We start from the raw sequence: 14,837 nt of genomic DNA, 5'->3' as shown, positions 1-14,837 counted from the left end.
GCGGCCATGATCGAAAAACGCCCCATCTCCAATCTGATCGGCCACCTGATCCTGATCATCGGGATCATCATCGTCGCCTTTCCGATTTATTATACCTTCGTCGCCTCGACGATGAGTTCGTCGGAAATCATCCGTCCGCCAATCTCGCTTCTGCCCGGCAATCATCTTGTCGAGAACTACAACGAAGCCATATTCGGCGGTGTGGAGCGCGTTGTCGGCGTCAGCCTTGAAAGGCTGTTGTGGAACTCGTTTGTCGTGGCAATGGCGATTGCCGTCGGCAAGATCATCATCTCGTTCATGTCGGCCTTCGCGATTGTCTTCTTCCGCTTTCCGCTGCGCATGTTCTTCTTCTGGATGATTTTTGTGACGCTGATGCTGCCGGTCGAAGTGCGCATCCTGCCCACCTATAAGGTCATCGTGGATCTCGGGCTGATTGATACCTATGCGGGGCTGACACTGCCCCTGATGGCATCTGCAACCGCGACATTCCTGTTCCGGCAGTTCTTCCTCACCATTCCGGGAGAACTGGTCGAAGCCGCCCGTATCGACAATGCAGGACCGTTCCGCTTCATGCGCGACATCCTCCTGCCCTTGTCGAAGACGAATATCGCGGCGCTCTTCGTCATTCTCTTCATTTACGGATGGACCCAATATCTCTGGCCTCTGCTCGTTACCAATGATGCGAAAATGAACACCATCATCATCGGCCTGCGCCGCATGGTCGATTGGGCCGACGCTTCCACCCCGTGGAACTATGTCATGGTAACGGCAATTCTGGCCATCATCCCGCCGATCCTCGTTGTCGTGCTGATGCAGCGCTGGTTCGTCAAAGGTCTCGTGGAAACGGAAAAATAATGAGCAAGATCGTTCTTGATAATGTCCGCAAGAGCTATGGCGGCGGTATTGAAGTCATCAAAGGCGTTTCACTGGATATTCAGGATGGTGAATTCGTCGTTCTCGTTGGCCCATCGGGCTGCGGAAAATCCACGCTTCTGCGCATGATTGCCGGTCTGGAAAGCATCACCGGCGGTACGATTGCCATTGGCGACCGGGTGGTCAACGATGTCGAGCCAGCAGAGCGCGACATCGCCATGGTGTTTCAGAACTATGCGCTCTATCCGCATATGACGGTGCGCGACAACCTCGCTTATGGCCTGAAAAACCGTAAAACACCGAAAGACGAAATCGAACGCCGTATCGGCAAGGCCGCCAAGGCGCTGGAAATCGAACAATTCCTCGACCGCAAGCCGCGCCAGCTTTCGGGCGGCCAGCGCCAGCGCGTCGCCATGGGTCGCGCTATTGTGCGCGAACCGGCGGCTTTCCTGTTCGATGAACCACTTTCCAATCTTGATGCCAAGCTGCGCGTGCAAATGCGCGTCGAGATCAAGCGCTTGCAGCGTTCGCTCGGCACGACCAGTGTTTATGTGACCCACGACCAGATGGAAGCCATGACCATGGCTGATCGTCTCGTGGTGTTGAATGCCGGAAATATCGAGCAGGTCGGCACGCCTATCGAGCTTTACGAAAAGCCTGCCTCGACCTTTGTTGCGACCTTCATCGGCTCTCCGTCGATGAACCTGCTCGAAGGCGGTGCAAGCACAGTCTGGCAGCCAGGAAGCGCCATCAGCGTCCAGTCGGGCACGTTCACGCTCGGTGTGCGTCCTGAAGACATGCGCATCCTCAATGCCGGAGAACCGGCAGCTGACGGTTTCAATGCCGATGTGCGCATCGATGCGATTGAGCTTGTCGGCGCGGAAAGCTTCATCCATGGCTCTCTGTCGGATGGCAAACCGCTGGTCTTCCGCGTGGCCGGTCGTTCCAGCCACACGATTGATGAAGTTGTGAAGGTCGGTGCTTCTGCGCAGAACGTGCATCTTTTCGACGCGAATGGCCGCCGTATCGGCGATTGATTGAAACAGCCTTGCGCTCTACAACCAGAGCGCAAGGCCACTTATTTTCTGCGGCGCGCGATATTTACACCGCCCTGAATAATCAATTTCCGTTTGAAATTTTATGCGTTACACAGAAACGGAATAATTTTCTCATTTCTGGGAACGCGTACTGAATGACTCATCAACAGATACTATCCTTCTCTGTGATCGTACTTATGATGGGGGCATTTATCTGGGGCAAGTTTCGATACGACGTCGTGGCGCTTTGCGCGCTTTTGCTTGGCATCGCGGTTGGTGTCGTTCCCTTTGATAAAGCGTTTACTGGCTTTAGCGATGACATCGTCATCATTGTGGGCAGCGCATTGGTGGTCAGTGCGGGTGTTGCTCGCTCCGGCTTGATGCAGCTCGCCGTACAGCGGTTCCTGCCGGAAATGAACAGCGTTCGATTACAGTTGGCCGTTCTGGTCGCCATCGTGACGGTGCTCTCCGCCTTCGTAAAAAATGTCGGCGCGCTGGCGATCATGATCCCGGTCGCCTTTCAGTTTGCCCGCCGCTCCAATGTCTCGCCCTCGACATTTCTGATGCCGATGGCCTTTGGCGCGCTGCTCGGCGGATTGATGACGCAGGTTGGCACTTCGCCCAACATCGTCGTTTCACGCATTCGCGGCGAAATGGTCGGCGAACCTTTCACCATGTTCGACTTCACGCCGGTCGGCGCGGTGCTTGCGGCTGTCGGTCTTGTCTATCTCGTTTGCTTCTACTGGCTGGTGCCACAGCGTACCCGTGAAAACGTTTCTCTCAACGAAGCAATCAAGATCAAGAACTACGCTTCCGAAGCCCGCGTTTCAAAATCCTCTCCGCTGGTTGGCAAACAAATATCCGAACTTATCCGCCCTGCCGAAGGCGAAGCCATGGTCACGGCCATTATCCGCAAGGAAGGGCGCATCACGCCTCTGCCCGACACGGTGCTTGCCGAAGACGATATCGTCATGCTGGAAGGCGACCCGAAAGCGCTCGATACAGTCGTCAGCGCCGGAAAGCTGACCCTGTCCGAAAATCGCGACCCAAAAGACACAAGCGGCTCTACCGATATCGAAGTGGTAGAGGCTGTCATCGGCAAGAATTCCCATCTTGTCGATCTGTCAGCGCAGCGGCTGGAGCTTTATGCGCGCTATGACGTCAATCTTCTCGCCGTCAGCCGCCCCGGCGAACGCATTACCGAGCGCTTGAGCGAAGTGCGCCTGCGGTTCGGCGATGTGCTGGTGCTTCAGGGCAGACAGGCCAGCCTATCCACCTTCCTGCCGGAATTCGAGCTTTTGCCTTTGGCGCGGCGCAAGCTGATGCTCGGAAATGTTCGCAAGAGCCTCATACCGCTGGCAATTCTAATTGTTGCCATTGGCGCGACGGCTTTGAGCATCGTACCGGTCGCCGTGGCGTTTTTCGCAGCCGCAGTTGCGATGCTGCTTTTCAAGGTCATCCCGCTCAACGAAGTCTATGACGAGATTGACGGCCCTATTCTGGTGATGCTGGCGGCGCTGATACCGGTGTCGGACGCGCTTAGAACCACAGGCGGCACTGATCTGATAGCCGAAGCGCTCGCCTCCATAGGCCACCAGTTGCCGCCCGCCGGTGCGCTGGCGCTGATCCTCGTCGCCGCAATGATGGTGACGCCGTTTCTCAACAATGCCGCAACGGTTCTGGTCATGGCTCCGATTGCAACCAGCTTCGCCTCCGGCCTTGGTTTCAAGCCGGAAGCTTTCCTGATGGCTGTGGCGATCGGCGCAGGGTGTGATTTCCTCACCCCTATCGGCCACCAGTGCAACACACTGGTCATGGGACCGGGCGGTTACAAATTCAGCGACTATCCACGTCTTGGACTGCCACTCTCCATCATCATCGCCATCGTGACTGTGCCGACATTGATGTTCTTCTGGCCGTTGAAATAAACTCTGTCAGAGCTTCTGAGCGCGGATCCAGGCGAGGCTTTCCGCCACAATCTTCTCAATCGGGTCGGCTACGTCGGCCCGGAAAACAAGCGGCTCGCCCACCGGGCTTTCCAGCGTTGCGATCTGGCTTTCGAGCATGGCGACCGGCATGAAATGGCCTGTACGGTGGCCCATATGCTCGTGGAGAACTTCAAAAGTACCGTCGAGAAAAATGATCATAACCGGCGCTCCGGCAGCGGCGCGCAAACGGTCACGATAGACTGCTTTCAGCGCCGAACAGGAGACGACAATGCCATCATTTGCTGCGGCAAGGTGCTCACCAATCTTGTCCAGCCAAGGCCAGCGATCTTCGTCCTGAAGCGGAATACCCGCCGACATTTTATCGACATTGGCCTTTGGGTGCAGCGAATCCCCTTCCAGAAAGGGCAACTGCAATTCGGCAGCAATCTTCTCGCCGACAGTGGACTTTCCGGACCCCGAAACGCCCATAACAATCATACGCAGCATCAATATCCTCACAGGCTCGCCGACGCGCTGGCATCGGCATGCGAAGTCAAACAATCTTCGCAAAAACTAAACGGATCACGCAACACGAGCGATGTGCGGCGTAACCCGTCGACCTGTCAAGCTTCAGTTAAAATAATGTGGCTCAATTGAGGGGGATGGCGTTGCCATCCTTCTGGGACTGATAGGCGCCGGACATCGCATCATATTTGGCGCGAATGGCATCAAGGCGCTTTTCAAGCCGCGAACGATCCGGTTCCGGCAAAGCTGCGACCAGCTTGGGCAAAGAATGGCTATGCCAGAAGGCATTGTCGCGATTATAGCCGCCCGGCTCCAGCGTGAAGACTTCTTTGAGAATTTTCAGATCGTGCGGGATGGAAAACGCATCGCGCGAATCTTCATGGCTGAACAGATAATAGAAATTGTCGAAGCCGCTCCAGGTGATGGCCGAAAGGCACATCGAGCATGGCTCATGGGTGGAAAAGAACACCATATCCTTGGTGTTTGGTCTGCCCTTTTCCGGCATTTCGTAAAAGCGCTTCAGCGTGTGCACTTCTCCGTGCCAAAGCGGGTTTTCCGTCTCATTATTGGTTTCGGCCAGGACGAGCGAGAGATCGGATTTTTGCAAAAGTGCTGCGCCGAAAATCTTGTTGCCAGCGGCAACGCCCTTTTCCGTCAACGGGATGATATCATTCTCAAGGACTTCAATCAGTCGTTCCAGAAGCTTCAGATCGTTCGACTGCAAAGGCTCTCTCCTCATCTAACATCGGAAAATACGCCGGGCGCGAACGCCCGGCGTTACAAGACTATTCTGCGAAGAATGCGAAGCGGATCACGAACAGGGCTGCGACCAGCCAGGTTGCGAGGTGAACCTCGCGTGCCTTGCCCGTGAAGGCTTTGAGCACGACGTAGCTGATGAAGCCGAAGGCAAGACCGTTAGCAATCGAATAGGTCAGCGGAATGGCCAGTGCGGTAAGCGCCGCAGGCGTTGCTTCCGTAATGTCGTGCCAATCGATTTCAGTCAGTTCGCGCATCATGAGGCAAGCCACATAGATCAGCGCTGGTGCGGTTGCATAAGCAGGCACCGAACCGGCTAGCGGCGAAATGAACAGGGCAGCAAGGAATAACACCGCTACGACGAATGCCGTAAGACCGGTGCGACCGCCTGCCTGCACGCCAGAAGCGCTTTCGACATAAGCTGTCGTGGACGAGGTGCCCAGCAGCGAACCGCCGAGAATGGCCGTGCTGTCGGCAAAGAGCGCGCGACCGAGACGGTTCGGCTTGCCCGGTTCGATCAGGCCGCCACGCTTGGCGACGCCGATCAGCGTGCCTGTGGCGTCGAACACTTCAACCAGCACGAAAACCAGGATCACGTGCAGAATGCCGGTATGGAGCGCGCCCATAACGTCGAGCTGCAGAAAGGTCGGTGCAAGGCTTGGCGGCGCGGAGAACACGCCATTGAACTGGCTGATGCCAAGCGCAATCGACGCAATCGTAATAACCAGAATGCCGATCAGGATCGAACCACGAACCTTGAGCGCATCCAGAACCGCGATGATGAAGAAACCGGCAATAGCAAGCAGCGTACCGGCTTTGGTCAGATCGCCAAGGCCGACAAGCGTTGCTTCATTGCCGACCACCACGCCTGCGGTTTTCAGGCCAATGAGCGCCAGAAACATACCGATACCGGCTGCAATCGCACTTCGAAGCGAATGCGGAATGCCTTCCACCAGCCAGCGGCGGATACCCGTTACTGTCAGAAGGAGGAAGATGACGCCGGAAATGAAAACAGCTCCGAGCGCCTGCTGCCAGCTGAAGCCCATGGCTCCAACGACCGTGAACGCGAAGAATGCGTTGAGGCCCATGCCGGGCGCCATGCCGATCGGCCAGTTGGCGACAAGCGCCATGATGATCGAGCCGAGCGCAGCGGCGAGACAGGTCGCCACAAAGACCGCGCTTTTATCCATGCCCGTGGTGGACAGGATATCCGGGTTGACGAAGATGATGTAGGACATCGTCAGGAAGGTCGTCACGCCAGCGATGATTTCAGTCCGCGCGTTTGTGCCGTGTTCCTGTAACTTGAACAGCTTTTCGAGCATCGTTCCTCCGAGGCAAGTAGGCCCGTTTCTCGGGTGCCCACGCCAATTCCGCCACGGACAGATCTGCTGTGCCGCCACGGAATGCAGAATGGAGCAACCCTATGGGATTGCCAAAATGTTAGACGCCGCCGCATTTTGCGCGGACGGACTGGTTCCCCTTACACCTCATTGCAGACAAAGCACAGTTCCCTACCGCGATCTGTACACAATTCTGCCTTGAGAATGCCTATTTATTGACTTGATGGAGTGTGGACTGACTTGCCCGCCGACGCCAGTTCCCCATTTGCGGGGAAATATTTGAAAGAGCTTCAAAAAAAGCGCCCACCCGAAGGGCGGGCGTATCTATCAACATACTGATTAGAAAACGCTTTTCAGCAACAGCCCAGTCGCATACATGCCGAGCGCGAAAAACGTGTGCGCCACTAGGTTCATAATACGGACATGTCGCGCATTCGGCAAACGAGATGCTGCCCAACCGATTCCCAGTCCCGGCTGCAACAGAAACCAACCGGCCGCGACGGTTAGTATGCCAAAGATCCAGACGGGAAGAAAGACGGGATTCTCAAACCACGCCGCACCGCCGTAAAATGCGAAAATCACGCCGTAGAGAATACCGACAACATAGTGCCCGATCCAGCCAAGCGCGACCTCGTGTCGGTAGGGCGCAGCGTTGCCGATGTCATCATGGAAAATCTGGCCTTCACGCAGATACCAGAACCAGCGGCCAACCCTGCCCCAGTTTGGAAGCGACTGTCCCGGCATGGCAGCCAGCACAATTGCCCAAATGTCCATCACGATTGTTGCGCCGATCCCGATCAGGATACCGCGCCATAAAAGATCTATCATCTTGCGAGCCCTATCGTCCTGCGAGCTTAAATGTCATCGGGCGATCAGTTAGCAATCTGATCGCCCGATGCGCAAGGATGCCAGTCTCAGTATAGTTATTTTCTCACAATATTACGGCAAAGCCGCTGTAACAATCGCTTGAATAGTCATAGCTCTGAAAAGAGAGCGACGATGAAGAAACACTCAAAGCCTGAACATCTTGACTGTGATATGCTCTTCGTCATCAGCCCCCGCGAGATTGAGTATATGAAGGACTGCGCAGGAAACAATTCATAGTTGTCTCAAAACGGGATCAGAATTGTCCCAAATGCAAATGAATCTCGAAAAAATCGGCGAAAATAGATCAGCTCGTATAATGAAATGACGCCCGCGCGACATGTCTGTGCCCGTATGAGAATGCTAATATTTCAATAGAAGGGTGGAAAAGATTGCCAGCGAGAAAGCGCTGAACGTAACTGAAAATGCTAAAATACTATTTTCGGCATAGCTAAAAAAGCAAAAGCGCCGGGACTGGAGACCGACGCTTTGTCACTTTATTTCGATTTTACTTACGGGGCGATCCTTCGAAAGACGCTCCATACGCACTTATCGACCGAATACGGCGCTCTGGATCTGCGAACGCGAAACACCGATGTCGGCAAGAAGATGGTCGTCCATTGCACCGAGTTCACGAACTGCACGGCGACGGGATACATACTGTTGGAATTTCTGACGAATGTTCATTTGCTCTCTCCTCGTTTGGATGATGCTCAAATAGGCGTTTGTCTAAATTTCCACCACGGATATGATTGCAAATGAGGCATGCGTTTTCGTGAGAGCTCAAAGCCTTGAAAAAGGCGAAATCGCACCTCTCAATTTATACTGGCGCGACGTCGATTTTTACTAAAATGTCTTTTGCCAACGCGCCTCCAATCGATTAGATCGGGAAAGAGCCTCCTCCCCTCTCTTTCGGCCTCCACGCTTTCGGACCCGTCTTTACGGACATTGCCATGCTTTACGGAATTTTCCTCGCGTTTGCTTCCTATGCCGCATTCGCCATCAGCGATGCCTGCGTCAAGTTTATTGACGGCTCGCTGTCTCCTTATGAAACAGCCTTTTTTGGCGCTGTACTTGGTTTGCTTGCTGTACCATTCACCAAGAAAGCCAGCGACACCTGGCTCGATATGTTTCGAACCACAAATGTGAAAATGTGGCTCCTGCGCACGGTCACGGCCACCATGGGTGTGGTGGGCAGCGTGACGGCCTTTACGCATCTTTCCATGGCCGAAGCCTTTGCGCTGATTTTCCTGCTGCCTGCATTCGTCACCATATTGTCCGTCGTTTTCCTCAAGGAACAGGTCGGCTGGCGGCGCTGGCTGGCAGTTGCCATCGGCTTTGCAGGCGTTCTGGTGGTGCTCCGCCCCGGTTTCCGTGAATTATCCATCGGTCATCTCGGCGCACTTGCTGGCGGCATGGGCGGCGCGGTTGGCATCATCATTTTCCGTGTGATGGGTAAAAACGAAAAGCGCATCTCGCTTTATACGAGTGGGCTTGTCGGCCCCATCGTGATTTGCGGCGCGCTGATGGTGCCGACCTATCAGGCTCCCGATACGATGCAGTGGGTCTATCTCGCCGGATATGGCCTGCTCGCAGCACTTGCCAATATCCTGCTCATGCTGGCTGCCAATCATGCCCCCGCCAGCGCGATTGCCTCGCCGCAGTATAGCCAGATGATCTGGGCGATCCTGTTTGGATACTTCGTTTTCCACGATCATATCGACACGGCGATGCTGATCGGTATCGTGTTGATCGTCATCTCCGGCATGTTCACATTCATTCGCGAACGCCAGCGTGGCGTGGAAGGTCCGCCAGCCGTCGCGACGTCGGACCCCACTGCTGCACTGGTCGAAGAAAACCCCGTGCAATAGCCGCTTCGCGACCGCTGCGGTCAGTTCCCATCATGGCAGGTTTGAATATCGGCTTGCCATGATGTAAAAACATGATAATCATCCTCATATTAAACGGGGATATGCCTGACTGTGGGATATCCTTCCGATCTCCCCGAAAGGACGGCTCCGGCATTGAGCTTCTGGCATTCCATGACCTGGCACGCAGAAGGCATTCGGGTGGTCGCCCCGGTCAAATGGCGTGTGTTCGACGGTCTGGTCAGCGCGTTTTGGGAAGCAGAAAGCCAGACCGGCGCGACAGGTTATTTCCTGTCTGACGATCCGCGCATCATGATCTTTTTCAACGATGTGTCGTCGAACATCAGCATATCCAACACGCAAAGCGCGCTGAAACAGCATTTTCGCCCGATGATGCGTGCGATCTATTTGCCTGCCGGGTTGCCGCTTTGGACGCAGACTGTTTCGATGCACCGTTTCTCGCATCTGAACCTGCATTTTCATAAAGACCGGCTACTCAAGTTCCTGACACCGGCTGTCGGCACTTCCGCTGCAATGGCGGCGTTGCGAAGTCCTGCGGAAATTCAGGATATCGGGGCCGTTGAGACGTTGGCCAGACTGCTGGTGGATGAAACGTCAAACCCATCGAAACATGCGCTTTTCGCAGAAAGCCTTGTCGGCAGCATTCTGGCCGGTCTTCTCGACATTGGGGGTGACGAGAACAGCCAGGGCTACGGTCGTCTGACCCAAGCGCAGATGAACAAGCTTCATGCCCGTTTTAATGCCTGCAGCGACGGACGGCTCAGCGTTGCAGAAATGGCCTCAACTGTAGGCCTCTCCGAAAGCTGGTTTTCCAACGTCTTCAAGCAGACAACCGGAAAGACGCCGCTGCAATGGCAGCTCGGCAAACGCATCGATCTGGCGCAGGATTTATTGACCGGCAATGGAGATGTAACGGTTGCAGGCGTTGCTGCGCAACTTGGCTTTACCGATCAGGCGCATCTCACCAAGGCGTTCCGGCAGATTGTCGGCGAAACGCCTGCCGCATGGCGTCGTTTGCAGCAGCGCCGGTCTGACTGATATCGGATCAGCGCGCTATGAAGCCCCACCCGAATATTATCGGATGGGGCCAGATTTTTACCAGGTCTGACGAAGCGTTGCTGTGATCTCGCGGCCCGGATTGTAGAAATACGCACCGGAACCGCCATTGGCGACATGCTTTTCATCGAACAGATTGCTCGCATTCACCTGAAGCGTGGTGTTTTCCTTGATATTGTAGCTGAACGACGCATCAACCACGACGCTGGACTCACCCATGCCGATTTTTGGTGTCGGGTTGTTCGCATTGCCCAGATAATACGAGCTGATGTAACGCGCGCCCACACCGAAGGTCATGTCGCCCCGCGGCCCGTTGCCTTCCAGCGTATAGGTGCCCCAGATGGACGCCATGTGCTCTGGAACCATGGCAAGGCGATTGCCGTCGTAAATACCGCCCGGCTCTTCGATCTTAGAGTCGATATAGCTATAGGCCGCGATCACGTTGATGTTGCGCGCGACTTCCGCCTTCGCTTCAAGTTCAACGCCGCGATGCCGCACTTTCTCGACACTCGAAGGCAGATAGGTCACGCTGTCATAGACGGTGAAGTTTTCCTTGGTCAGATCGTAGATCGCCGCGCTGAACAATGCAGGGAAAGCATCCGGCTGATATTTGACGCCGATTTCATACTGCTTGCCAGTTGTGGGTTCGACGCCAACATCGGCAGGCGCAACGGACTCCGCATAGCTGGCATAGGTCGCGACCTCATCGGTTATGCGATATGTCAGACCGAAGCGCTTGCTGAAATCGCTGTGATCACCTTTATCGGTAACACTTGTGAGCCGGTTTTCTTCGGTGAGGTCGAGCCAGTCATTGCGCAGTCCCACAGAGAAGATCAGCTTGTCGTACAAGACGACATCCTGCTGAAGATACAGCCCCGTGGTCTTCTGCTTGTCCCGCGTGCTCGTATAGGGCGCGGTTGAAAGCGGGCCGCCGGTATAAACTGGGTTAGTCCAGTCGATGCCGGGTGCCGCCCCCCACGAGGTGGCGTTGCTCGACTTGTAATTATTGTACTCAAGGCCAACCAATGTGCGGCTTTCGACATTGTCGAAATTGGCCTCATAGAGAAAATGCGAGTCGATGATGAACTGCTCGTTGGAGCTTTCGTTACCGAAGAAATAGCGATCCGCGATCGTCGAACCGTCGGTCGGTGTACCGCCGATATAGGCATAGCCGAAATCGCTGTCCGTCTTGCTGTAGCGTGCATTCGAGCTGAAGCTCAGACCATTGCCGAAGTCATGGTCGAACATGGCGCTCAGCGCGTTTCGCTTCGTGCCGCGGAAATTATAGTCCGGTTCGCCAAAAAAGCGACTCCGGCTGAAATCCGTACCAATGGGTTGTCCGCCGCTGCCGGGGGTGCCGTTCTTGTACAGATGATCGTAAATCACGGTCAGGCTGGTTGCAGCATCAGGCCGCCAGGTCAGACCGCCCATGACGAATTTATCGTCATTGCGCGAATAGTCATACTCGGCATTGGCGTCCTGCAACTTGCCCGTGAAGCGATAGGAAAGCGTGTCATCCTTGGTGATGTTGTCGCCAAAATCAAGGCCGACTTCCTTGTGCTCATACGAACCGCCGGTGATATAGGCTTCCCCGAAACGTTCGCTTTTCGGGCGCTTGGTCACATAGTTCACCGCACCACCGGGCTGCGCAACGCCAAAGCCGGACGAGTTCGATCCTTTCAGAACTTCCACACGTTCATAGGCGAAAGGTTCCTCGCGGATACCGCCGAATGGCGAGCCGACAACCAGTCCATCGCGATAGGTGTAAGCGTCGAAACCTCGGATCTTGAAATAGTCGAAGCGATCGTCAGAACCGTAGAAGTCGGTGTTGACGCCAGACGTATATTGCAAGACCTGCTCAACGGTCTGTGCGTTGCGGTCCTGAATTTCCTTCGCCGTGATCACGGAAACCGAAGCTGGCGTATCGAGAATTTCAGCCGGGATCTTGCCGGCGATTGTCGTTTTGCGTGCAACGATGGACTTGGAATCGTCGTCGCTTCCACCCGTGCCGTCGACGGTAATGGTCTGGAGAACAGTCGCAGAGCCCGATGTCTCGGCTGCATCCTGAGCGGAGGCCATGCCCGGCATGATGAGCGCCAGCGCAGTACAGCCCAACAAGGCGGCGTTGCGGTAAAGGATTCTGGTTTGCCTGCTGTTATCAAGTGTCTTTGCGATGTCCATGCTCACGTTCCAGAATCCGGTTATGCGATAATCGTCGGCCACCAGGGCCATCAGCGTTGCTTAGATTTTGGGATGTTGTCAGAAGCTCTGCCTGGCTGAACCGTTGAAAACGTCCCCATTCAGCCGACCGGGAATCTGAACCTCAATACCCTCAAATCCGCATTAACTTGAGAGCAGTTGTCCAGTATTGTAGAAATCTGCTTTTTTGTAAAAAGCCACGGATATTTCATACAGCTCCGGCCAAGCCCCCAGCATCGCACTTGACTGCGTATATTTAACCTGAGAGTGAAAGGCCACTTTTAAAGCACCTGAAAGCAAGGAGAATGCGCCTCATGTCGTGGTTCATTCGTTCGCCGCTGATGTTCGTCGCATCGATGTTGTTTGCAATGGGCGTGGCATTAGCCGCGACCGGTTCGGCCTCCGCCGACGATAGCCAGGCCTACCCCATTGTGATCAAACATGCTTTCGGCACAACGACCATTACCGAAAAGCCGAAGCGGATAGCGAGCGTCGCCTGGGCGAACCATGAAGTGCCGCTGGCTCTGGGCGTGGTGCCGGTTGGTTTCGCCGCCGCAAATTTTGGCGATGACAATGGCGATGGCCTGTTACCATGGGTTGAAGAACGACTGAAAGAACTGGGCGCGGAAAAGCCAGTCCTGTTCGATGAAGGTGACGGCATCGACTTTGAAGCCGTGGCGGAAACCAAACCTGATGTCATCCTCGCTTCCTATTCCGGTTTGAGCCAGTCGGATTACGATACGCTGAGCCAGATCGCTCCGGTCGTGGCCTATCCCGAAGCGCCATGGTCCACAGACTGGCGCGACATGATCCGCCTCAACAGCGCAGGCATGGGCATGGCTGCCGAAGGCGAGGCGCTGATCAAGAAAATCGACGGTGAAATTGCCGATGCCGTAGCCACCTACCCACATCTGAAGGGCAAGTCGGCGATGTTCGTCACCCATCTCGATGCAACGAACCTCAGCACGATCAATTTCTATACGACGAACGATACGCGGGTGCGGTTCTTCAACGATCTCGGGTTGAAATCCCCCAAGAGCGTTGTCGATGCATCCAAGCCCGGCCAGTTTTCCGGCTCGATCAGCGCCGAACATATCGATGCATTCGACGATGTGGACATCGTCGTCACCTATGGCAGCCAGGAGCTGTACGACGCCATGAAGAGCAATCCGCTGATGGCTAAAATGCCGGTGGTTACCCATAATGCCATCGTCATGCTGGGCAGAAACCCGCTTGGCACGGCTGCAAACCCTACCCCGCTCTCCATATCATGGGTGCTGAAGGACTATGTCGCCTTGCTTGCACAGGCGGCTCACAAGACGAAATGACAGCCGACAGCAGCCAGACTGCCCCTTACACACCGCAATTCGGCAGGTCACATCGCACAAGAGCGCTGTGGCTGGCAGTCGTCATCGCCTGTCTTGCACTGCTTTGCTTCCTGTCGGTCTCGCTCGGAACCCGCGACGTTAGCTGGGCCGACATTCTTGCGGCGCTTGGCGGTCAGGTTGATTCAATCGGTCAGGCGGCAGTTTCGCTGCGCATTCCGCGCACCTTTCTTGCATTGGTAGCTGGCGCAGCGCTTGGGCTTGCCGGGGCCGTCATGCAGGGCGTGACACGCAATCCGCTCGCCGATCCGGGCATATTGGGCGTCAATATGGGCGCTTCCCTTGCCGTGGTCATTGGCGTCGCATGGTTTAACATCGCTTCGTCGCAGGCCTTTATCTGGGCGGCCGTTCTCGGTGCGGGATGTGCCGCGGCCTTTGTTTACACCATCGGCTCGCTCGGTCGCGGTGGCGCGACACCGCTCAAGCTTGCGCTCGCGGGTGCGGCCACATCCGTCGCATTTTCATCGATGGTGATCGCCGTCGTACTCCCGCGCAACGACATTGCAGGCGGTATCCGCTCCTGGCAGATCGGCGGCGTCGGCGGAGCAACATTCGACCGAATTTCCCATGTGCTACCCTTTCTCGCTGTCGGCTTTCTCATCAGCCTTCTATCGGCGCGCAAGCTGAATTCACTGGCGCTCGGCGACGAACTTGCCGCAGGCCTTGGCGAAAACGTCGCCTTCGCGCGCGCCATGGCGGCGCTCGGCGCCATACTTCTATGCGGCGCGACAACCGCCATTTGCGGCCCCATCGGCTTTGTCGGCCTGATTGTCCCGCATCTTTGTCGTCTGCTTGTCGGCGTCGATCACCGCTGGCTCCTGCCCTTTTCCGCACTGATCGGCGCATGCCTGCTGGTTGGCGCAGATGTGGTTGGTCGCCTTATTGCCCGACCGGCGGAACTCGATGTCGGCATTGTCACGGCTTTTGTCGGCGCACCGTTCTTCATCTGGATCGTGCGGCGTCAGCGGGTGCGGGAGCTGTGACC

13 protein-coding genes are annotated in these 14,837 nt (G+C 55.7%); 7 read left to right on the top strand and 6 right to left on the bottom strand.

Annotation, left to right across the window (positions count from 1 at the left end):
• The first annotated feature begins 6 nt into the window (after positions 1-6).
• The 3 genes from ugpE to FHW03_RS06390 all read left to right on the top strand — a co-directional run bounded on the left by ugpE (position 7) and on the right by FHW03_RS06390 (position 3,838).
• The gene (ugpE, locus tag FHW03_RS06400; RefSeq protein ID WP_182519861.1) at positions 7-855 is read left to right on the top strand and encodes a sn-glycerol-3-phosphate ABC transporter permease UgpE; all 849 of its coding nucleotides are present in this window, start codon (positions 7-9) and stop codon (positions 853-855) included.
• Positions 855-1,910, top strand: coding sequence for a sn-glycerol-3-phosphate import ATP-binding protein UgpC (locus FHW03_RS06395; protein ID WP_182519860.1), 1,056 nt, complete (start codon positions 855-857; stop codon positions 1,908-1,910). The genes ugpE and FHW03_RS06395 overlap by 1 nt, the downstream gene beginning before the upstream one ends.
• Before the next feature lie 155 nt (positions 1,911-2,065).
• On the top strand, positions 2,066-3,838 hold the full coding sequence (locus FHW03_RS06390; protein ID WP_182519859.1) for an SLC13 family permease: 1,773 nt from the start codon (positions 2,066-2,068) through the stop codon (positions 3,836-3,838).
• A 6-nt stretch (positions 3,839-3,844) separates the two neighbouring features.
• Here the strand turns inward: FHW03_RS06390 and FHW03_RS06385 are convergent, their stop codons facing one another.
• From FHW03_RS06385 to FHW03_RS06365, 5 genes are all read right to left on the bottom strand, one after another.
• Complete coding sequence (locus FHW03_RS06385) at positions 3,845-4,345, bottom strand: gluconokinase (protein ID WP_182519858.1); 501 nt, start codon at positions 4,343-4,345, stop codon at positions 3,845-3,847.
• A gap of 142 nt (positions 4,346-4,487) precedes the next feature.
• Positions 4,488-5,102, bottom strand: coding sequence for a deaminase (locus tag FHW03_RS06380; protein WP_377514264.1), 615 nt, complete (start codon positions 5,100-5,102; stop codon positions 4,488-4,490).
• A 46-nt stretch (positions 5,103-5,148) separates the two neighbouring features.
• Positions 5,149-6,441: an NCS2 family permease gene (locus FHW03_RS06375; RefSeq protein ID WP_182519856.1), complete on the bottom strand. Its 1,293-nt coding sequence runs from the start codon at positions 6,439-6,441 to the stop codon at positions 5,149-5,151.
• Between the two features lie 357 nt (positions 6,442-6,798).
• The gene (locus tag FHW03_RS06370; RefSeq protein WP_182519855.1) at positions 6,799-7,287 is read right to left on the bottom strand and encodes a DUF2938 domain-containing protein; all 489 of its coding nucleotides are present in this window, start codon (positions 7,285-7,287) and stop codon (positions 6,799-6,801) included.
• A 585-nt stretch (positions 7,288-7,872) separates the two neighbouring features.
• A complete protein-coding gene (locus FHW03_RS06365; protein WP_078336882.1) occupies positions 7,873-8,010 on the bottom strand; it encodes a DUF1127 domain-containing protein in 138 nt (45 codons plus the stop codon).
• Between the two features lie 266 nt (positions 8,011-8,276).
• On the opposite strand from FHW03_RS06365, the gene FHW03_RS06360 reads away from it, so the two are divergent.
• Together FHW03_RS06360 and FHW03_RS06355 are read left to right on the top strand one after the other, a co-directional pair.
• On the top strand, positions 8,277-9,194 hold the full coding sequence (locus tag FHW03_RS06360) for a DMT family transporter (protein ID WP_182519854.1): 918 nt from the start codon (positions 8,277-8,279) through the stop codon (positions 9,192-9,194).
• Between the two features lie 153 nt (positions 9,195-9,347).
• Positions 9,348-10,250 (top strand): AraC family transcriptional regulator, encoded by a 903-nt coding sequence (locus tag FHW03_RS06355; RefSeq protein ID WP_210277201.1) that lies wholly within the window; start codon positions 9,348-9,350, stop codon positions 10,248-10,250.
• 57 nt (positions 10,251-10,307) lie between these two features.
• Here the strand turns inward: FHW03_RS06355 and FHW03_RS06350 are convergent, their stop codons facing one another.
• Positions 10,308-12,449: a TonB-dependent siderophore receptor gene (locus FHW03_RS06350; protein WP_182519852.1), complete on the bottom strand. Its 2,142-nt coding sequence runs from the start codon at positions 12,447-12,449 to the stop codon at positions 10,308-10,310.
• A gap of 386 nt (positions 12,450-12,835) precedes the next feature.
• Here FHW03_RS06350 and FHW03_RS06345 point away from each other — a divergent pair, with 386 nt between their 5' ends.
• Positions 12,836-13,795 (top strand): iron-siderophore ABC transporter substrate-binding protein, encoded by a 960-nt coding sequence (locus FHW03_RS06345; protein WP_377514365.1) that lies wholly within the window; start codon positions 12,836-12,838, stop codon positions 13,793-13,795.
• Entirely contained in the window at positions 13,792-14,835 is a 1,044-nt protein-coding gene (locus FHW03_RS06340; RefSeq protein ID WP_182519850.1) for an iron ABC transporter permease, read from the top strand. Before FHW03_RS06345 ends, FHW03_RS06340 begins: the two co-directional genes overlap by 4 nt.
• The last annotated feature ends 2 nt before the right edge of the window (positions 14,836-14,837 follow it).

The sequence above is a fragment of the Ochrobactrum sp. RH2CCR150 genome, from assembly GCA_014138095.1.
GTDB lineage: Bacteria > Pseudomonadota > Alphaproteobacteria > Rhizobiales > Rhizobiaceae > Brucella > Brucella gambitense.
Note: the sequence above shows the minus strand (reverse complement) of the source record. Positions and strands in the feature narration are given on the sequence as shown.